The 19,240-nt window shown below is 56.4% G+C and carries 21 protein-coding genes and 1 pseudogene; 18 read left to right on the top strand and 4 right to left on the bottom strand.

Going from position 1 to position 19,240, the window contains the following annotated elements; translation table 11 throughout:
* The first annotated feature begins 27 nt into the window (after positions 1–27).
* Positions 28–510 carry a C40 family peptidase gene (locus tag PEL01S_RS23860; protein WP_063178493.1) on the top strand — a complete coding sequence of 161 codons (483 nt, stop codon included), beginning with the start codon at positions 28–30 and terminating at the stop codon, positions 508–510.
* A gap of 69 nt (positions 511–579) precedes the next feature.
* Here the strand turns inward: PEL01S_RS23860 and PEL01S_RS23855 are convergent, their stop codons facing one another.
* Complete coding sequence (locus tag PEL01S_RS23855) at positions 580–1,497, bottom strand: DMT family transporter (protein ID WP_127462062.1); 918 nt, start codon at positions 1,495–1,497, stop codon at positions 580–582.
* 207 nt (positions 1,498–1,704) lie between these two features.
* Between PEL01S_RS23855 and PEL01S_RS23850 the strand changes: the two genes are divergently transcribed.
* The 5 genes from PEL01S_RS23850 to PEL01S_RS23830 all read left to right on the top strand — a co-directional run bounded on the left by PEL01S_RS23850 (position 1,705) and on the right by PEL01S_RS23830 (position 5,424).
* A complete protein-coding gene (locus tag PEL01S_RS23850; RefSeq protein WP_063178490.1) occupies positions 1,705–2,229 on the top strand; it encodes a hypothetical protein in 525 nt (174 codons plus the stop codon).
* Between the two features lie 177 nt (positions 2,230–2,406).
* Entirely contained in the window at positions 2,407–3,636 is a 1,230-nt protein-coding gene (locus tag PEL01S_RS23845) for an NAD(P)/FAD-dependent oxidoreductase (RefSeq protein WP_163767622.1), read from the top strand.
* Between the two features lie 123 nt (positions 3,637–3,759).
* Positions 3,760–4,530: a (S)-benzoin forming benzil reductase gene (locus PEL01S_RS23840; protein WP_127462060.1), complete on the top strand. Its 771-nt coding sequence runs from the start codon at positions 3,760–3,762 to the stop codon at positions 4,528–4,530.
* A gap of 27 nt (positions 4,531–4,557) precedes the next feature.
* Positions 4,558–5,136, top strand: a complete 579-nt coding sequence (locus PEL01S_RS23835; RefSeq protein WP_063178487.1) for a hypothetical protein — start codon at positions 4,558–4,560, stop codon at positions 5,134–5,136.
* A 48-nt stretch (positions 5,137–5,184) separates the two neighbouring features.
* Positions 5,185–5,424 carry a YkuS family protein gene (locus tag PEL01S_RS23830; protein WP_063178485.1) on the top strand — a complete coding sequence of 80 codons (240 nt, stop codon included), beginning with the start codon at positions 5,185–5,187 and terminating at the stop codon, positions 5,422–5,424.
* A gap of 732 nt (positions 5,425–6,156) precedes the next feature.
* On the opposite strand, the gene yxiS is transcribed toward PEL01S_RS23830, so the two are convergent.
* A complete protein-coding gene (yxiS, locus tag PEL01S_RS23825; RefSeq protein ID WP_127462059.1) occupies positions 6,157–6,465 on the bottom strand; it encodes a protein YxiS in 309 nt (102 codons plus the stop codon).
* Between the two features lie 63 nt (positions 6,466–6,528).
* On the opposite strand from yxiS, the gene infC reads away from it, so the two are divergent.
* From infC to PEL01S_RS23785, 8 genes are all read left to right on the top strand, one after another.
* Positions 6,529–7,008, top strand: coding sequence for a translation initiation factor IF-3 (infC, locus tag PEL01S_RS23820; RefSeq protein WP_127462058.1), 480 nt, complete (start codon positions 6,529–6,531; stop codon positions 7,006–7,008).
* A gap of 134 nt (positions 7,009–7,142) precedes the next feature.
* Positions 7,143–7,943 (top strand): class I SAM-dependent methyltransferase, encoded by an 801-nt coding sequence (locus tag PEL01S_RS23815; RefSeq protein WP_239551129.1) that lies wholly within the window; start codon positions 7,143–7,145, stop codon positions 7,941–7,943.
* 37 nt (positions 7,944–7,980) lie between these two features.
* The gene (locus PEL01S_RS23810) at positions 7,981–8,862 is read left to right on the top strand and encodes a phosphotransferase family protein (RefSeq protein WP_127462056.1); all 882 of its coding nucleotides are present in this window, start codon (positions 7,981–7,983) and stop codon (positions 8,860–8,862) included.
* 418 nt (positions 8,863–9,280) lie between these two features.
* Positions 9,281–10,009: an MBL fold metallo-hydrolase gene (locus PEL01S_RS23805; protein WP_063178477.1), complete on the top strand. Its 729-nt coding sequence runs from the start codon at positions 9,281–9,283 to the stop codon at positions 10,007–10,009.
* Positions 10,010–10,012: 3 nt separating this feature from the next.
* Positions 10,013–10,609 (top strand): TetR/AcrR family transcriptional regulator, encoded by a 597-nt coding sequence (locus PEL01S_RS23800; RefSeq protein ID WP_036676142.1) that lies wholly within the window; start codon positions 10,013–10,015, stop codon positions 10,607–10,609.
* Between the two features lie 121 nt (positions 10,610–10,730).
* Positions 10,731–11,297 carry a permease gene (locus PEL01S_RS23795; RefSeq protein ID WP_127462055.1) on the top strand — a complete coding sequence of 189 codons (567 nt, stop codon included), beginning with the start codon at positions 10,731–10,733 and terminating at the stop codon, positions 11,295–11,297.
* 464 nt (positions 11,298–11,761) lie between these two features.
* Positions 11,762–12,661, top strand: coding sequence for an EamA family transporter RarD (gene rarD, locus PEL01S_RS23790; RefSeq protein WP_063178473.1), 900 nt, complete (start codon positions 11,762–11,764; stop codon positions 12,659–12,661).
* Between the two features lie 125 nt (positions 12,662–12,786).
* A complete protein-coding gene (locus PEL01S_RS23785) occupies positions 12,787–13,686 on the top strand; it encodes an aldo/keto reductase (protein ID WP_127462054.1) in 900 nt (299 codons plus the stop codon).
* Between the two features lie 4 nt (positions 13,687–13,690).
* On the opposite strand, the gene PEL01S_RS23780 is transcribed toward PEL01S_RS23785, so the two are convergent.
* Entirely contained in the window at positions 13,691–14,887 is a 1,197-nt protein-coding gene (locus PEL01S_RS23780; RefSeq protein ID WP_127462053.1) for an MFS transporter, read from the bottom strand.
* 45 nt (positions 14,888–14,932) lie between these two features.
* On the opposite strand from PEL01S_RS23780, the pseudogene PEL01S_RS23775 reads away from it, so the two are divergent.
* Positions 14,933–15,361: pseudogene (locus PEL01S_RS23775) on the top strand (ATP-dependent Clp protease proteolytic subunit); the annotation flags it as partial.
* Here the strand turns inward: PEL01S_RS23775 and PEL01S_RS23770 are convergent.
* Positions 15,358–16,323, bottom strand: a complete 966-nt coding sequence (locus PEL01S_RS23770; RefSeq protein WP_127462052.1) for a cation diffusion facilitator family transporter — start codon at positions 16,321–16,323, stop codon at positions 15,358–15,360. The pseudogene PEL01S_RS23775 and the gene PEL01S_RS23770 overlap by 4 nt on opposite strands.
* 319 nt (positions 16,324–16,642) lie before the next feature.
* Between PEL01S_RS23770 and PEL01S_RS23765 the strand changes: the two genes are divergently transcribed.
* The 3 genes from PEL01S_RS23765 (at position 16,643) to PEL01S_RS23755 (ending at position 19,133) form a co-directional block, all read left to right on the top strand.
* The gene (locus PEL01S_RS23765) at positions 16,643–17,419 is read left to right on the top strand and encodes a DUF1836 domain-containing protein (protein ID WP_127462051.1); all 777 of its coding nucleotides are present in this window, start codon (positions 16,643–16,645) and stop codon (positions 17,417–17,419) included.
* A 98-nt stretch (positions 17,420–17,517) separates the two neighbouring features.
* Positions 17,518–17,955 (top strand): GNAT family N-acetyltransferase, encoded by a 438-nt coding sequence (locus PEL01S_RS23760; protein ID WP_127462050.1) that lies wholly within the window; start codon positions 17,518–17,520, stop codon positions 17,953–17,955.
* 62 nt (positions 17,956–18,017) lie between these two features.
* The gene (locus tag PEL01S_RS23755) at positions 18,018–19,133 is read left to right on the top strand and encodes an NADH-dependent flavin oxidoreductase (protein ID WP_127462049.1); all 1,116 of its coding nucleotides are present in this window, start codon (positions 18,018–18,020) and stop codon (positions 19,131–19,133) included.
* Positions 19,134–19,240: the final 107 nt, after the last annotated feature.

Genomic DNA, 19,240 nt, shown 5'->3' with positions numbered 1-19,240 from the left:
AACCTTACTTCAAGGAGGACGTTACAGATGAAACAACTGTTTGGAAAACGTTGGGGGAACTTGGTACTGTCGATCGGCTTGTGCACGGCTTTTCTGTTCGGCAGTACGCTCGCGGCTCCGGCCAATAGTGCTTACGCGTATTCCGCATCCAAAGCGCAAAGCATTATTTCCACAGGGAAAAGCTACCTGCACACCCCTTACAAGTTCGGTGCGCGTGTAGGTAACACCAAAGCATTCGACTGCTCTTCTTTCATGGCGACAATCTTCGGCAAATACGGCGTGAAGCTGCCTCGTTCGTCAGCAGCTCAATCCAAAGCGGGCACCTATGTGCCAAGAAGCCAATTGAAGCCGGGAGATCTGGTCTTCTTCTACTCTCCGATTCATCACGTTGCAGTTTATATAGGTAACGGGAAAATTATGCACACGTACGGCAAGCCGGGGGTTACCATCTCCGATCTGAACAGCGGCTGGTGGAGCAAGCACTATACGACGGCACGCCGCGTACTCTAATCACAGACAAAAGCGAATGAACAAAAGCCGCTGCCCCCGGGTTTCCGGGAAGCAGCGGCTTTTTGCGTATTAGGTCATCTCTGTTCTGCCGGTCTGGGCGGCGACGGCTTCCCGTTCGTTCGAGCGGAGGAACATCCATACGCCGGACAACAGGACGAAGCCGGCCGCGGCCTGCATCCATGTGATGCTCTCGCCGAGCAGCAGGTAGGCCAATATCGTTGCACCCAGCGGCTCCCCGAGGACGCTCATCGATACGGATTCGGGACGCATATACTTCAGCAGCCAGTTGAACAAATAGTGGCCGAACAGTGTCGGAATGACGGCCAGAAGCAGAAAGATGCCCCATTCTCGCGAATCGTAGCCGGAAAAAGGCAATCCCGCCGCCACATTATATACGGCGAGCACCAGCGCGGCAAGGACAAAGACGAAGAAGCTGAATACAAAGGCGGGAATGCGCTTCAGCATGCTTTTGGCAAGCAGGATTTGCACGGCCATCGCCGCCGTTCCGAGCAGGGACAGCAGGTCGCCGAGTAGAGCATCTCCGGTCAGCCCCCAGTCGCCCCAACCGATCATGGCCGCGCCCAGAATCGCAACCGCCATGCTGAGCACGGCCAGCATATTCGTCCGTTGGCCGAGGAACAGGCACGCGCCGATCAGGACGAAGACGGGCTCCAGCGAAAGGATCGCGGTCGAGCTTGCGACCGTCGTCAGCTTGAGCGATTCCATCCAGAACAAGAAATGGAGGCCGAGCGCGAGTCCGGACCAGAACAAGCCCGCCCAGTCGCTTAGACGCAGCTGCGCCACCTCGCGGCGGTACCGCAGCAGCAAAGGCAGCAAAATGGCCGCGGTCAGTAGCAGCCGGTACATCGCAATGACCGACGACGAAGCATTCGACCAGCGGACAAAAATGGCTGAAAAAGAAATCGCGACGATGCCGATCACGAGCAGCAGCGGCAAAGGAACGGGAAAACGTTTCACAGCATTCATCAAGTTAACTCTCCATTTCATAACGTTCGGTTACAGGCACATTGCTTTATTATAGCACCGTATTCCCGACTCTTACAGAGCCAGAATTGAAAAAGCCGGCAAAGCGTGAGAAAGTCTGCAAAGTTGGACTTTTATTCCCAATTGTGATATGAAAGAATGTAGGCCGGACTTAAGAACGGACGCATCACAATAGGGGGGAATTGGAATATGTCCCGGCGTTTTGTTATCGAGGCGGTGCTTGTGGCTGTATATGGTGAACTCATGGCGCCAAGCCGCCCGGTGGAATATTTGATTCCGTATTCGACGATATTGGAATTATACGAGATGAAAGACAGCCCCGAGCCGGTTATGCCGGACCCGGAGGACGACGCTCACGTGAAAGGGAAAATCGGGGAGCTCATCGCCTTTTTCGACGACTCGTTCAATAAGAAAAAGCTGGAGCGCGCGCTTGTCGCCCCATGGCGTCCAAGCCCGCCGCTGCCGATTAACGAGAATGTGACGTTCACGGTCATCAATGCCGTGGATAATGCCCAGTACGGGGAATCGTTCGATCCGATCGAAACCGAGGTCGTGCTGACCTCCCTGCGGGAGAAAGCGCCTATTTTGACGGACCAGCTTGAATTGATGGAGAAAATCATTCAGGCCGAGGTTCCCGCTCAAGTGTATGACGTGTACGATTTTGAATTCGCCGTCGAAGACGGGATCACCGCAGACGATTTGATGAAGCCGTAACCGCCGCATCGCGCTCAGCGGCCCAATGCATGCCGGAATCCCGATTAAGGGATGCCGCCGGCGACAGGCCAACCGGATTTGCCCGGTTGGCTTTTTTTGCGCTTTTTTCGCGCAGGCTGTCACAAGCCGGTCCTTTCGTTCGCCATAAGGGTAAAAGACGCGAGAGGGTGGATCACCATGGAAAGCAAAACAATCGTTGTTGTCGGCGGAGGCTACGCCGGTCTGAATGCGGTTCGGGCGCTGCAAAAGCAATATGCCCATGCGAAACAAAAGGTTCGGTTGATCTTGGTTGATAAGGAGCCGTACCACTTGCGAAAGGTGCTGCTGTTTAAGGCGGCCGTCGGGGAGCCGGAGCTTCGGGTACCGTTCTCCTGCTATTTTGGCGATGAGGTGACCTGCATTACCGCTGCGCTGACTTCCGTGAATGCAAGCCGCCGTACGATTCAAGTGACTTATCCGGACGGTACGACCGGCGCGCTGCTCTACGACCGGCTGATCCTTGCGCTGGGCAGCATCGTCGTCTCGCCTACGCCCGAGCAGGGAGGCATTCCGCTGACGAGCGTCGCGGCCGCCGAACAAATCCGAAACGAGCTGAAGCGGAAGGTGGAGCAGGCGCGGTTGGAAAGGGAGCCCTCTCAGCAAAAAAGCCTGCTATCCGTAGCGGTCGTCGGCGGAGGCATCACGGGGATGGAAGCTTCGGCGGAAATCGCTTATTGGTTGAAGCGGGAGGCAGAGCAGGGCGGGCTCGATCCCCGCTTGGCCGAGGTGCATCTCGTCCATTCGGGGAAGCGGCTGATGGACAATGCTCCCGCCGTTGTCGGACGCAAGGCCGAGAGCAGGCTCGGCCGCGTCGGGGTGAACGTACGGTACGGCGTCCGGGGCACGAAGCATGCGGACGGCGTGCTGCATTTGAGCGACGGCTCCAAGCTGCTTGCCGGCGTATGCGTGTGGACGCTTGGACTCAAGCCGAATCCGGCGCTGAAGCAGCTAGGGCTGCCCACGGAAGCCGACGGCAGATTGACCGTAGACGCCCATTACCGAGTTAAGGGTACGAGAGACATTTATGCGATCGGCGACGGGGCCCGAATTATCGACCCCCGTACAGGACAAGAGGACGCGATGACGTGCAAAGAGGCGATTCCGCAGGCGCAGCGGCTTGCGAAAATTATTTCGTCCGAGATGGAAGGAAAGGAAGGGCCGAAGCATCGGTCGTTCATGCCGCTGTACTGCATCGGGCTTGGTCCCGAGGACGGATTGTTCTGGATGCGCCAATGGGGGATGAACCTGATTCTGACCGGAAAGGCGGGATTGTTCGTCCGGAATGCGACATGGGATTCGGCAAGCTTGATTGGCGGCGATCTCCGGCACAAGCTGGCAGAGCGGCATGCAGCAAAAGCTGAAATTTAATCTAATCAATGGTACAATAGAAATAGGACCATAGCGAGGTTCCCCTTCAGGTTAACGTGCTTGTGCTGCAAATCGCACCACGCGAGCTGGAAGGGGAGTTTTTTGTGGAAGGAGAACTTTTAAATGAAAGGTTATATTGTGACCGGCGCTTCCAAAGGATTAGGACTGGCTCTGACCCGCCGCTTGCTCGCTGCCGGGCACCGCGTCATCGGAATTTCACGGACCGCGGCGGACGCCGGCGACCGTGCGGACGGAGCTGCTGCCCCGAGGAAGGCCGAGCATTACACATATGATCTCAAACGCGTGGACGGGATCGAGGCACTGATCGCGACTATCGTCGGATCGCTTGAAAAGGAGCCGCTCGACGCCCTCACGCTGATCAATAACGCAGGCATGCTGGAGCCGATCATGCCGCTGGAGCAGGCCGATAGCCTCACGCTGACGGAGCAGATGAACGTCAATCTGCTGGCCCCGATGCTGCTGATGTCCGCTTTTATCCGGGCAACGAAGGATTGGTCCGCTTCGACGGCCAGAACGATCGTCAACATTTCTTCCGGCGCGGGGAAAAAGCCGTATTCCGGCTGGAGCGGCTACTGCGCCACCAAGGCCGGGCTGGATATGCTGACGCGCTGCGTCGGGCTGGAGCAAGGCGACGGGCTGCAGGCGGTGAAGGTCGTTTCGATCGCGCCCGGTGTCGTGGACACGGGTATGCAGGAGCTGATCCGCGGGACGGAGTCAGACCGGTTCCCGGAGGTGGAGCGCTTCGTAGGGCTGAAGCAAACGGGCGGACTGTATACGCCGGATGAGGCGGCGGAGCGAATCATAAACGTGGTGGAGGGCGGACGCTTCGCTCAGGGAGACGTGCTGGATATCCGCCATTTGCCGCAGGCGTAAAGCCATGCTGCGAAAGGGGAAGTTACCTTGTTTGACCCGACGATTTTCGATAATTTAAAAGTAGTGCTCGAAGGACATTTGTACGATTTGGATGCGGAGCAAATGATCCGGGTCATCGGCCGGGAAGATTTCATCGATCTGGCCAGCATGAAACGGATATTCAGCATGCGCATCCGACGCGACGAAGGCTGCTGTCAAGCGGAAATCAGCATGACCAGCGTGTTGTCCGACTTCGCCGGGGAAAGGTTCCGGCTCATTGAACCCGGCGAGCGTCCCGGTGCCAAGCTCGCGCTCCGACTGGACATGCCGCTCAGCCACTGCGAGCACGCGGCGGAGCTCCACCGTGCCATGGCGGACCGTTGGGCGGAGGAAGCCCGGATCCGTCACGAAAGGTCGGCGGAATTCGTTCCGGACGACGGTTCCGGACGATCGGGAGGCGGGCCTTCGGATGAAAAAGGCGCTTACCGGATACATATCGAGTTTATCCGTAAAATCGATGAAAGCCATATCGATGATATGGAAAGCCTGCTTGCCCATCTGGTCGACAGCTTGGTCGATGCGGACGAAGTTGGCGATCGGGAGGGAAGGGCCCGCGACAGCGAATAAAAGTGGTCGAAGCTCGGCATACTACAATCTGGATAAGGAGGGAAGATCATGGCGAGAATTGCAGTGGAAAACAGCTTGCAGGATGTAAAGGACGCGCTGCAGCAGAGCGGGCACGAAGTCGTATCCGTCGATAACGCGAGTTTGCAAAATTGCGACTGCTGCGTTATTTCCGGACAGGACAAGGACGTGCTGGGCATCGCGGAAACCACAACGAAAGCTTCCGTTATCAATGCTCAAGGCATGACATCCGACCAGATTGTCGATCGAGTGAACCAAAGCTTAAGCTGATTCGCCTTCGTTCCGCTAGCCATCGGCGGACACACCGCAAGGACCGGATTCCATTGAAGCCGGTCTTTTTTTTGTGCAAAAAATAGTTTGGCGGGGCTGCGGCAAGGGTATGTATAGGTTTTCGAGGTTTGCGGATATGTTGGATTTTCGTGTTGTGCGGATTCGCTAAGTGGGTGGGGCTGATAGTGTGGGCAGGGACAAGTGCATGCAAGATGACAAGTACGTGCGACTAATGGTATGTGCAGTTGATAAGTGTGTGCAGAAGACAAGTGCGTGCGGCCGATAGCGAGTGCAACTGACAAGTACATGAAGCTGAGAAATAAAGGAACTGCGATGCGTTAAGCGGAACGTTGGATCGTTCGTCGGGGGTTAGAGGAAGCAGGATGACTTATTCGTGTCGAAAAATGTTCATGTCCCGCGGAATGGGAGTATTAGCGAACGTCAGTTCCTCAATTTGCGCTGAGAGCGGCGAAATGGATGACATAAGGCATGTCAGTTCCTCTATCATGGGTGGCGAGTGATTGGAAGCGGTAGACCGGGTAGAGGAGCGTTCCACTGGTATTGTCGGGAGCGATGAAAGCACGCTTCCATGCCGTGGGAATGCAGTTCGTTCCTGCGGCCGCTTAACGGAGGGGCTTCAGGATGAGGTTTCGATGCCAGTCAGGAGCGGAATACGCCGGGTGGGAGCCTGCGAGCTGCAGGCCCAAGCTGTGACTCCGGCGATGTCGAACGCTACCGTCCGGACTTTTGGCGCTTCGCGATTTCCTGGGTAACGACGAAAGCCAGATCTTCGTTGCCGAACATGGACAGCACGCCGAGCAGCGTTTCGTCCGGCACTTCCCCGGCTTCCTCCTTCGGCACGGTCAGCTCCAGCGCTTGCTGAAGCGCGGCGTTCGCTTCCTGCTGCGGGTATGCCTGCTCATACAGCGCGACGGGATCGAGGCCGTGGTTGATGCACCATTGGGCGAACGCGAGAATCATAATATTTTCGTCCCGTTGATAATTGCGGATGACTTGCTCTTCGATTTCTTTGCGGTTCATTGAAAAATCTCCTTCTAAGCGGTAAGATGGGTTCATTATATCGAAAGTTCAGGTGGGTTCACAATGATTCTTAACGAAAAAATTAAAGCGTTCGAAGTTCATTTAACCGGAGTCGACGGTGAAGATCTCGGCATCGTCCCTACCTCCGAGGCGCTGGCGATGGCCAGGAAGCTCAAGGTGGACCTAGTCTGCACGTCGCTCATGAGCAGTCCGCCGCCATGCAAGCTGGTCCGCGCGGGGAAAGCAAAAGAGGAGGAGCAGCAAGCCCGCAAGCGTGAGCAGGCACCGAAGCTGAAGGAAATTCGTCTGACGCCGCAGATCGAGGAGCACGATTACGAGACGAAGAAGCAGCAGGCGGAGCGGATTTTGAAATCCGGGGACGCCGTCCAATTCGTTGTGCGGATTCAAGGCAAGGAAGGGGCCCAAGCGAAAGCGCTGCTTGAATCGCTGCTGAACGATTTGTCCGCGAGCGGACGCAAGAAGACGGGCATCCAGCTTAGCGGGAAGCAAGCGGCCGTTCAAGTCGATCCGTTGACTGACTAGGGCTGTAGGGAGCATTTGCTGCCAGGACGGATTTTTTGGCTTCAACCAATTTTGGATATTTACACCTCTTTCGGGATTGCGATAGGATGGAAAGGATCGCAAATTTGGAAGGGGTTTTCCATATGGAGTACGGAATGAATAAGAATCGGGACAATTGGAACGACCGAACGCCGGTGCATGAGCAATCCGAGTTTTACGATGTAGCATCGTTCCTTGCGGGCCGTTCGTCTCTCTTGTCGGTTGAACTGGACGAATTGGGCGACGTGGCGGGGAAGTCGATGCTGCATCTGCAGTGCCATTTCGGGCAGGATAGTTTGTCCTGGGCCAGGCTTGGAGCGCGGGTGACCGGGGTCGATTTTTCCCGGGAAGCGGTCAAGCTGGCCTGCTCGCTGAACGACAAGCTGGGGCTGGACGCCCGGTTTGTATGCGCGAATGTGTACGACGTGCCTCAGGTGCTGCCGGAGGAGAAGTTCGACATCGTGTTCACGTCTTACGGCGTGCTGTGCTGGCTGCCGGACTTGACGAGGTGGGCGGAAATCATCTATGAGAGGCTGAAGCCCGGAGGCACTTTTTATATTGCCGAAGGTCATCCGCTTGCCGATATTTTCGAAATCGTCGATGGAGAGCTGCGCATGGTTTATTCGTATTTCGAAGGCGAAGCGATCGTACTTGATACCGAGGGCACGTATGCCGACCGAAATGCCACGATCAACAATACCGTCACCTACGAATGGGCGCATTCGCTGGGCTCCATCGTGACTGCGCTGATTCAAGCCGGGCTGCGCATTGAGTTCGTTCACGAGTTTCCCTTCTGCATGTACGAAAAGTTTCCGGGGCTGATGGAGAAGGGCGAGGACGGCTGGTGGAGAATGAAAGGGAAAGAGCTTATCCCGATGCTGTTCTCGATCCGGGCGACGAAGCCGGCAGGAGCGTGAACGGCCGCGGCGTCTCGGTGTGGGGGAGTTGATGGGTATGGAACATAAAACTTTGTATATGGAAACGCTCAGGCACTATTGTCCCGAGCTGCCGCTGCGCGAGGTCGAGGCGATCGAGTCCGGTCAAAACAACGACGTGCTGCTCGTGAATGCCGAGTGGATTTTCCGATTTCCCAAATATGCGGAAGGGATCGAGCGGCTTCGCTACGAAGTCCGTCTTCTAAACACCGTGAAGGGACGGGTGTCGATTCCGGTCCCGGCCCCGGCGAAGTGGCATCTCCAATCCGATCGGCTCGGCAGCGTGTTTGTCGGCTACCCGAGAATTCCCGGGGAACCGTTACTGGACGGTCAGTGGGGGAAGTTGGAGAGCGCAGGTGTGTCCATGGTTCGCGGGATTGCCCGGCAGCTTGCCGCCTTTTTGAACGAATTGCACAGCGTACCTGCCGATGCATTGGGAGAGTCCGGGCCGGAGTATGACGGTTACCGCGAATGGTCGGACCTGTTCGAGCGCATCCGGGTGAAGCTTTATCCTCACATGAACCGGGAAGCGCAGCGATGGACGGAGCGGCACTTTGCGAGCTTTCTCGGCCATGGGGCGAACTTTCGAATAACGCCGGTGCTCGTTCACGGCGATTTCGGGGGCTCGAACATTCTTTACGATCCGGAGCGGCGCGAGATTAGCGGCATTCTTGATTTCGGCTCATCCGGTCCGGGAGACCCGGCGGTGGATTATGCGGGGCTGCTCGCTTCTTATGGAGAGCCGTTCTTGCGGCATATGATCGAGCTTGATCCGGATATGGAAGGGCTGCTGGAGCGAGTGAAATTTTATCAAGGGACGTTCGCGCTGCAGGAAGCGCTGTTCGGCTTGGAGAACGACGACCCGGAAGCGTTTCGCGACGGGATCGAAGCTTATAGGTAAGCGGCACGAAGCTTCATGAGGTGCTGAGCTGTGACAGGTAATAGAGGTTACGAGAGGGCGGGGTATCCACTTCCGACCGCTGCTCCACCCCACAAAGTGAAGTTGAATCAGGGAAGCTTAGTCCGAGTACTTTGCGGGGACCCCGGGTCCTCGGGAAATTTGATTGGAAGCCGCTTGTTAGCGGACATTTCCCGAAGACAAAGGCGGACGTTATCGCTTCTCCAGCGGATACCCCACCTCCGTTTGCATCTCTATTTTTATTTAAGCCCACTTTCTTAACAAGCTTGAACAGTTATCTTCCAAGGTAACTGTTTTTTTGTTTTTTCATCCGGCAGAAAAAATAGGCTTGCAAAAACTAATGGTATTAGTTAATATAAAACTAACGATATTAGTTATTTAACTAAGGGGAGATACAACAATGCAAATCAAACAAGAACTGACCGTTTACCAGCTGACGTTTATGCCGCGGATGTTTCCGGTGAATTGTTACTTTGTCGAAGAGAACGACGGCTTGACATTGATCGATGCGGCGCTTCCATATAGTGACAAGGGAATTCTGCAAGCGGCACAAGCCATCGGGAAGCCGATTACGCGGATTGTCTTGACCCACGCGCACGACGATCATATCGGCGCGCTCGATAAGCTGAAGCAAGCGCTGCCCGGCGTTCCGGTGCATATTTCCGCCCGGGATGCGCGGCTGCTGGCGGGCGATGTCACGTTGGACCCGGGCGAGCCGAATACTCCGGTCCGCGGCGGCGTGCCGAAGAACGTGCGGACGCGCGCCGATGTGCTGCTTCAGGACGGCGACCGGGTCGGCTCGCTGTTGGCTGTGGCGGCCCCGGGACATACACCGGGCTCGATGGCCTTTCTGGACACTCGTAACCGGGCATTGATCGCTGGCGACGCGTTCCAGATAAGAGGCGGCATCGCCGTATCGGGTCAAGTCCGGCCGTGGTTTCCGTTCCCGGCGATGGCAACCTGGAGCAAGGAGCTTGCGTTGGAAAGCGCCTGCAAGCTTCGGGAGCATCGGCCCTCGCTGCTCGCTGTGGGGCATGGGAGCATGCTCAGTCGTCCCGAAGAGGCGCTCAACCGGGCTATTGCCGATGCCGAGCGCAATCTGCCGCTCACCGCGAAAAGGAGCGTGTAAACGATGTCACCAAGAATCGGTCTCGATCTGCCTACGATCCTGCAAGCCGCAGTTGAAATCGCCGATACCCGAGGTCTGGAAGAGGTCACGCTGGCTTCGCTCGCTCAGAAGCTGGACGTTCGGTCTCCTTCCCTCTATAACCATGTGAACGGATTAAGCGGGCTGCGCAGCAAGCTGGCCGTCCACGGCCTGGAGCAGCTTCTGCACGTCATGACACAGGCCGTTGTCGGGCGCTCGGGAGACGATGCGGTACGCGAGCTAGGCAAAGCCTACGTGGCGTTTGCCCGCGCGCATCCGGGCTTGTACGATGCGACGCTCCGCGCTCCCGACCCGCAGGACGAGGAGGTGCGGCGCTTGGCCGGCGAAACGGTCGATCTCGTGGTTCGCGCGCTGCAGGCGTACGAGCTGAAGGATGATGCCGCGCTGCACGCTGTACGCGGACTGCGCAGCCTTCTGCACGGCTTCTCATCGCTTGAGCAGCGCGGCGGATTCGGTCTGCCGCTCGATCTCGATGTCAGCTTCCGGCTGCTACTCGACACCTTTCTTGCGGGTCTGCACGAGATGAAGCGGAGGGCCAAGGCGGAGTCAAAGCCGACTTGAGAGGGAGGAGATCGGTATGAGCTTTATCGTCTTCGTGCTTTTATTCACGCTTGGGTGCGGGTGGCTGGACGCCAAAACCAAAGCGAAAGCAAGCTCGTACCCGAAAAAGGAGGGCTAGGTCATGTTCGCAGGTCATTTCGGACTAGCCGCGGCAGTGAAGGCCAAGACTCCGAACGTTCCGCTGTGGGCGCTGATGCTGAGTACGCAGCTGTTGGACGTTGTTTTCGTGCCCTTACTGCTGTCGGGTGCGGAGACGTTGGAGCCTGTCACGGGCGAAGGCTACGGAGGAAGCCTGATTCACGCGGATTACACGCATTCCCTGATTGGAGCCTTGTTGCTTGCGATTCTTGCCGGTTGGGGAGCCGGAAAGCTGTGGGGGAGACGAGGAGGTGTGGCGGTCGGTTCGGTCGTATTCAGCCACTGGCTGCTCGATCTGCTCGTACACCGGGCCGATATGCCTCTTTTTCCGGGGAATGCAGGCGGCTTTCCGCTGCTCGGCTTCGGCTTGTGGCAGGTCCCGACGCTCAGCATCTTGCTGGAATCTGCTTTAGTTTTGCTCGGCGCCGTACTGTATTACCGATCGGTTATGGCGGCGGCGGAACGAAGCCATCGAGGGTGGGCCGTTGCGGCAGGAGGCATCATGGGCTTGTTATTAACCCTTGCGCTTGTAACGGATGTGTATGGTTAGAGGAAGGAAGAGAGGCTTGCATCTCATGTCGGCAGGAGATGGGAAGTCTCTTTTTTTATTGGTTTCCAATAACTTGAATTTCCGATATAATCACAACCATAGGCACTTCGTAAAATAAGGTCGGTGAAATGTGGGGGAGATACGGACCGCTGGTACATCATGAGCAAGCCTTTGATTGCCGATGCCGGGACCTAATTAGAAAAAGGAGCTGATCGGATGGTTATAACCTTTATTCACACGATAGCCGGATTTCTTTCCATGGATTTATTCGGCGCGGTTCTTCCCTTGTTAGCGGTCGCTTTTGCCTGCGTTGCTTTATGTTATTTTATCGATAAAGGTATCCGCAGACAGTCTCGCTAAAAGCATCGTGTTCATCAAATCGTGCTTGCCGGATACTCAGATCGGGAGTATAATGAGTTCTTTGGTCATTCCGATTATATAGAAATAGAGAGGGAGAGAGAAACGTGAACGCTGGGATCGGTTACGGGCTGCTGGCTTACCTTGCCTGGGGCCTTTTGCCGTTGTTTTGGAAAACCTTTATTTCTGTTTCTTCAGGAGAAATATTAGGCCACCGCGTCGTGTGGTCCTTCGTATTTGTTGCGCTGCTGCTCTTGATCGGCGGCCGTTGGAAGGCGCTCAAGAGCGCTTTTTCCGAGCGTAAAAATGTTTTGCCGATGGTGGGGTGCTCCCTGCTGATCAGCCTCAATTGGCTTATCTACATCTGGGCCGTCAACCACGACCGCGTTGTTGAAACGAGCCTGGGCTATTACATCAACCCGCTGATCAGCGTGCTGCTTGGGGTCTGTTTCTTGGGCGAAAGGCTTCGCGCGGTACAATGGACGGCCATGGTGCTTGCTACGGCGGGCGTAACCGTTCTGACATTTAGCTACGGATCGGTTCCATGGGTATCGTTGGCTCTGGCGATGAGCTTCGGAGTGTACGGGCTCGTCAAAAAGAAAATGCAGCTCGAGCCGATGGTGAGCCTCGCCGGAGAAACGATCGTCGTGCTGCCTGTGGCCGCCGTTTATTTGCTTGTTGTGGGGATGACAGGCCAATCGACGACATCATCGTTAAGCACGGGTTACCAGCTGCTGCTGGCAACGTCAGGAGTGGCCACGGCGCTGCCGCTGCTGTGGTTTGCCAAGGCGGCTCAAAGGCTGTCGCTGACGACCGTCGGGTTCCTGCAATATTTGGCTCCGACCATTAGCCTCATTCTGGGTGTCACTTTGTACAACGAGCCGTTCACGACCGTGCACCTGATCAGCTTTTGCCTGATCTGGAGCGCGCTGCTGCTGTTCACGCTGAGCTCGCTGAAAGGCAGGCTCGCGATGCGTGCGGCAGGTACCGGAGTGCAGAAGGGCTGAGCTTCATGGAAGCCGGTTCGACCATTTTGGTCGGCCGGCTTTTTGTTCTTCTTGACCGCTTGCGGCTTACAAAGGAGTAAATATTTGTTAAGATAAACTTAATCCGAAGCGGAGGAGTGACAAGCATGGAAAGGCGTCAGTTAGGAAATACGGATATGAAGGTCAGTATGCTTGGATTCGGCGGAGCGGAGATCGGCTTTGAGGGCGCTTCCGTATCGACCGTGGAGCGATTGCTCGATTCGGCGCTGGATGCGGGGTTGAATATGATCGATACGGCGGAATGCTATAAAGGCAGCGAGGAGCTGATCGGACAAGCGGTCGGTTACCGCCGGAAGGACTGCTATTTGTTCACGAAATGCGGACATGCCTCCGGCTTTGCCATTCCGGATTGGGACCCGGATCTGCTCGCCCAAAGCATCGACCGCAGCTTGAAGCGGCTGAAGACGGATTATATCGACTTGATTCAGCTTCACAGCTGCTCGGAAGAGCTGTTGAAGCAGGGGGACGTCATTGAGGTGCTTCAGCGGGCGCGCGAGGCGGGAAAAGCACGCTACATCGGCTACAGCGGCGACCGCGAGGCGGCGCTCTATGCGATCCGCTGCGGGGCATTCGATACGCTGCAGACGTCGGTCAATATTGCGGATCAGGAAGCCGTAGAGCTTACGATACCGGAAGCTGTCCGGAGGGGGATGGGCGTCATTGCCAAGAGACCGCTCGCGAATGCGGTCTGGCGGACGGGCGAGAAACCCGTTTCGGCTTACCATGAGCCGTATTGGGAGCGGTTACAGCGGCTTCGTTACGATTTTCTGCAAGGGGACTTGGAGCAGTCGGTCGAGATCGCTCTGCGGTTCACGCTGAGTATTCCGGGCGTGAGCACGGCCATAGTCGGCACGGCGAATCCGAACCGCTGGGTGCAGAACGCAGAGCTGGCGGGGAAAGGCATCCTGCCGGAAGCGCAGCTGCAAGCGATTCGCAGCCGTTGGCGCGAAACGGCGTCCGGGCAGGACTGGAGAGGGCAAGTGTAATTCGTCAGGCGTCAAGTGTCCGCTCCGAGCGGGTCTGCCTGAGGGTGATGATGACGATCGCTGCGGCGCAGGCGGCGGCGACCCAGCCGTTGAACATAAAGACGTTCCGCATGCCGTACGCTTCGCTTGCATAGCCGCCCAAGAAGCTGCCGATGATCCGGGCAAGGCCGAGATTCAGCAGCCCGTTCAGCGTCTGGCCGCTCGCCTTGAGCTCCTTCGGCACTTCCTGGTTAATATACATCGCCATGGTGACGGTTAGCACGATAAAGATGAGCCCGTGCAGCAGCTGCGTGGGAAGCACCCAATATGGGTTGTCCGTGAACGAGAAGATGAACCAGCGAGCCATGGCCGCCAGACTTGACAAAAGCAAAATATGCGTCATGCGAACGCGCTTCATAATCTTGGAGGCGAACAGCAGAAACGGGATTTCGCTCAGGGACGAGACAACCATCGACCAGCCAAGCAGCACGCTGTCGCCGCCCATTTCTTTGTAGTACACCGGGAAAAACGTATAATAATACCCCATCGTTATTTGCAGTACTAGATTAATCGCCAGATAGGTGACGAGCTTGCGGTTTTTGAACAGCACCCACACCTGCATTTTGTTGCCGGTCGATTGGTATCCCGATACCTTGGGAAACTTGGCCAGCAGCAGCAGCGACACCAGCATGACCAAGGCGTAAGCATAAAACAAATAGCCGATATGGTCCTTTGCGATCCACCCGAAGGTAATGGACATGACCGCAAAGCCGATCGTGCCGCCGAGCCGGATCGGGCCGAACGACCAGCGCTTGTGCTTCTCCAATTCCTCCAGTGTGATGGCGTCGCTCAAGGCGAAGATGGACGTTTGGAAAAACGTAAACAAGCATACGACGACAAGTAAATACAGGAACGCTTCGGAGAAGGGGAACAGCAGAATCATTGCCCCGCTGCCCGCGATCAGCCAGCCGAGGACGGCGTTTTTCGTCCTGGCCCGGTCCCCGACGGCACCCCATAGCGGCTGAGCGAGCACGGCGACGAACGGACCGACGCTGAGCAGCGCCCCGATCTGGGTCGGCGTCGCGCCGATCGACTGAAAGTAAACGGGAATGTACGTTCCGTAAATGGCATTGCCCATGTAAACGACGAAGTAGAACAATAGAAAATACGACATAGCCATCGTGTTATCCCGCGCTTTCGTCAGCAAAATGAGGAACGACAATAATTATCTCACTCCACCGGCGGATTGACAATGAAAATCGGGCCTGCGGCTGATCCGGACAAAGAAATCAAGCTGTATATTAACAGTCCCGGCGGTTCGATTGCGGCAGGTCTTGCCATCTACGATGCCATGCGGCATGTCAAGCCGGATGTGAGCACGCTTTGCATCGGACTTGCCGCATCGATGGGCGCGTTTCTTCTGTCCGGCGGCGCGAAGGGGAAGCGCTACGCGCTGCCGAACAGCGAAGTCATGATTCACCAGCCGCTCGGCGGGGCTCAAGGCCAAGCTTCGGACATCGAGATCGGAGCCCGAAGAATACTCAAGCTTCGCGACAAACTGAATGGGCTGCTCGCGGTACATACCGGGCAGCCCTTGGATACGGTCGAACGCGATACCGACCGGGATTATTTTATGAATGCACAGGACGCTTTGGCTTACGGGATCATCGACGAAATTTTGCACCGCGACGTTTAAGGTGTAAGCTCCGGCCTCCAGTCCCGGACACCGTTGTCTTCAAGAATGCCAAGCGTAACGTCGGTAATGTCCGGATCGCTCAGCAGCATCGCTTTCAAGCGGAACTTAATATCGTCGGCATCCGCCAGCGTCAAGCCGACGCGGAGCTCTACATAGCCGTCGACGTGATACGTCCGGCCCTCCTGCAGGATGCGGAGCTGGTTAATGTCCCGGACATCCGGGTCGGCCAGCAGCAGGCCGGCGACCCGGTCCTCTACATCTTTCGGCGCGGCTACGCCGATCAGACCTACCATATTGTCATACCCGACTTTGAATGCCACACCGACCATAAGACAACCGATTAGGATCGTGGCGATTCCGTCTAGCATTTTGAAATCCGACAGCTGCGTAACGATGACTGCGATCAAGGCAAGAGCCGCACCCAGCGTCGCAACGATATCTTCATAGAAGACCAGCCGGGTAGGAGGGGCGGACCGCCCGACATTCCGAAATGCGGCGGGTATGACCGCAAATCCTTTGGCTTCCACGCGCGCTTCGCGGACGATTTCTTTCATCGCCTTCCACAGGATGGCGCCGTCGGTCAGGATGGCGATCAGCAGGATGGAAAAGTTCAGCCAGAAATTCGAAGCTTGCGCGGGGTGGGCCAGCAGATGAAAGCCTTCCAGTATCGTTTCATAAGCCATGAAGGAAACGACCATGACCGCGACCATACAGAACAGATTGATTACACGGCCGAAGCCGGTGGGAAACCGTCGCGTCGGCTGTTTTTCCGCGAGCACGCTCCCCGCAAAAACAAACCCTTGGTTGATCGCATCCGCTACCGAGTGCATGGCCGACGCGAACATGGCGCCGCTTCCGCTAAGCGCTGCGGCGACTCCCTTGGCAGCCGCAACGGCCGTATTTCCAAGCGCCGCCATTAAGGAAGAAGTGTTTCCTTTTTTAAGTAAAGCCCATAATCCCATCGTTTGCTCTCCTCATCGTTTTCGAGTTTGATGCGCTTGCTGCCGGCTGCGGCCTAGTCGTTCCTAGCATAACCTGTTTGTCTCAGCGGCAGAAGCGTCATGATGAACTTTCTTTGTACAAGTTCTTATGAACCTATAATACGACCTTTTTAGTTGGATAACAAAGTCTATTTTGAAGCATTCTCGGCGAAAAAACGTCGGAAACGAGAAAGAGAATGCCGTAGGAAGCTCAATCTTAACGGGATGAGCTTTTTGACATTCTCACTACAAAGTCTTATGATTAGTTCAAATGAACTCATTGCCACGAAGGGGCTCGCTTATGGAAACCTTTTATTTAACGAGAAAACAAATGGCCGGCTTGTTAATGTCTCTTGCCGGAAAGACGGATCGGACGCCGCTGGCTACACTGCAGGAGGCCTGGGCCAAATCACACCGGTCCGACATGGAGCACGGCAAGACACTGGGGGCGTTCGTATCCACCTCGCTGCCTCCGATCTTCGAGAAGCTGATCAAGATGAAAAGCACGGGCGAAGGCTTCTCGCTAACCGATATCGTTGCACTCGGCAATCAGATCGAATACGCGCAGTATTCGGTCACTTCGGTGCAAAATTGGGTGAAGCGGGATTTCAAGTCGCTCATCCCTTCGCCGCGGCTGGGGAAAAAATATTCGATCGACCAAACCGCCATCTTGTTCATGATCGACGATTTGAAGGCGACGCTCGATTTTGAGTCGATCCGCAAGCTGCTGACGCTCGTCTTCAACCGCCCGGACGACGATACCGACGATGTCGTTGCCCCGCTACAGCTGTACGCTGCATACTCCTCGATCTTTGAAGAGCTCGACCAAAACAACGACCAAGTGCTGGACCTGTCCGGACACGACAGCGGTTTGCGTAACCACGACCATATGCTGGAGCAGTTAATTAAGCAAAAGGCCGACGACTATGTCGGGACGGTGGAGGGATTGAGCGACGGGCAGAAAAAGCTGCTGAGCCATACGATTTTTATCGCAATGGTGTCGGTGCAGACCTCGTATTTTCAATCCCTGGCCAAACGTTATTTGAACGCAACGCTGTTTTTGCAGGATCTGGTGTAGCGTTTTTTGCCGCGGCAACTTTAGCTGCAACTCGTTCTCGGACAGGCCCTGCCCGCAGACTCGTGTTATAATTTACCGTGAAGGGAGAGAATTCGATCATGCTAACCTTGAGAGCTGCCCGGGAAGAAGACATGCCGTGGGTGAACGAGCAGTACCGGGAAGTAGGCTTCGCCGAATCCGATTACGGGAACGAAATCATCGTGCTCGCTGAATGGAACGGGGAAAAGGCAGGTGTCGGCCGCTTGGTCAACATGGGGCAGGATACTTACGAGATGGGCGGCATCTATGTGCAGGAGCGCTTCCGGGGGAAACAGGCGGCAAACGCCGTCGTCGGTTTACTGGTGGAGGAGGCCGGGCGGCGGGGAGTTCCGCACGTCTACTGTATCCCGTTCGAGCATCTGGAGTCCTTCTACAGCCGGTTCGGTTACAAACGGGTGGAGGACGAGTCTGCCGTACATCCCGGGGTATTGAAGAAATACCGGTGGTGCCGCACCGAATATCCGCAAGAGACGATCTTGATGAAGCTGATTCCCTGACAGTCATTGTCAGTGATTGTTTGTTATACTAACCACAATCGACATTAAGGGAGATGCAGCAAATGACGAAATCCGTTCAACCCATGCTTGAGCCGTTCACGTTACCCAATGGGATTAAACTGAAAAACCGCATCGTCATGGCGCCGATGACGCATTCCGCTTCGCTGGCGGACGGGGCCGTTTCGGGTGCGGAAATCAAGTACTATGCGAGACGGGCCAACGGGGTCGGCATGCTGATTACGGCCGCAGCCGGCGTCACTGCCAGCGGAAGCTTCCCGGGGACGGCGCTTGCCGACCGCGATGAGCTGATCTCCGGGCTGAGCCGCCTGGCCTCAGCCATCAAGAGCGAAGGTGCCAAGGCGATTCTGCAAATCGTTCACGGTGGGCGCAAGTGCTTTCCGGGCGGAGATCTCGTGAGCGCAAGCGCGATCTCGGAAGAAAAGGAAGGGGCCGCCGTGCCCCGCGAACTGACCGATTCCGAGATCACCGGAATCATCCGGGCGTTCGGCGAAGCGACCCGGCGGGCGATCGAAGCCGGCTTCGACGGGGTCGAGCTTCATGGAGCGAACGGATTTCTCATTCACCAGTTTTTCTCCCCGCACTCCAACCGCCGTACTGACCGCTGGGGCGGAACGCTGGAGAAGCGCATGACGTTCCCGCTGGAGCTAATCGGCGAAGTGCAGCGGGTCGTACGCGAGCATGCAAAGGAACCGTTCATCGTCGGGTACCGGCTTTCCCCTGAGGAACCGGAAATGCCGGGGATTACGATGGCGGATACGTTGGCTTTTGTCGAGGTGCTGGCGGGCCAAGGGCTCGATTATCTCCATATCTCGCTCAATGATTTCCGGTCCGTGCCCCGGCGCGGGGCGGACGATTCCCGAACCCGCTTGGAGCTTATTCAGGAGCTGGTCGGCAGCCGGGTCCCGGTGATCGGTGTGGGAGCGATCCGCACCGCGCAAGACGCCGTGCAGGCGCTGGGGTCGGGAATTCCGCTCATCGCGATTGGCCGCGCGCTCATCCTTGAGCCGGATTGGGTCGCCAAAGTAGCGCAAGGACGCGAGCAGGAGCTTCGTATGGCGCTGTCCAAGAACGATCAGGAAAGCCTCGCCATCCCGGATTCGCTTTGGAAAATGATTTTGGCCGTCCCGGGCTGGTTCCCGGTCGAAGGCGAAGCGTAGAAGGCAAGCTTTCAACCAAGCGAAGTCGGCGAAAGAGTGCAAAAATGAGCATGAAGGTCGCAAACTCCCCATCCTTTTGGAATGGGGAGTTTTTTGATTGACAATCG

It is taken from the genome of Paenibacillus elgii NBRC 100335 (genome assembly GCF_004000865.1).
GTDB classification, from domain to species: domain Bacteria; phylum Bacillota; class Bacilli; order Paenibacillales; family NBRC-103111; genus Paenibacillus_G; species Paenibacillus_G elgii.
Note: the sequence above shows the minus strand (reverse complement) of the source record. Positions and strands in the feature narration are given on the sequence as shown.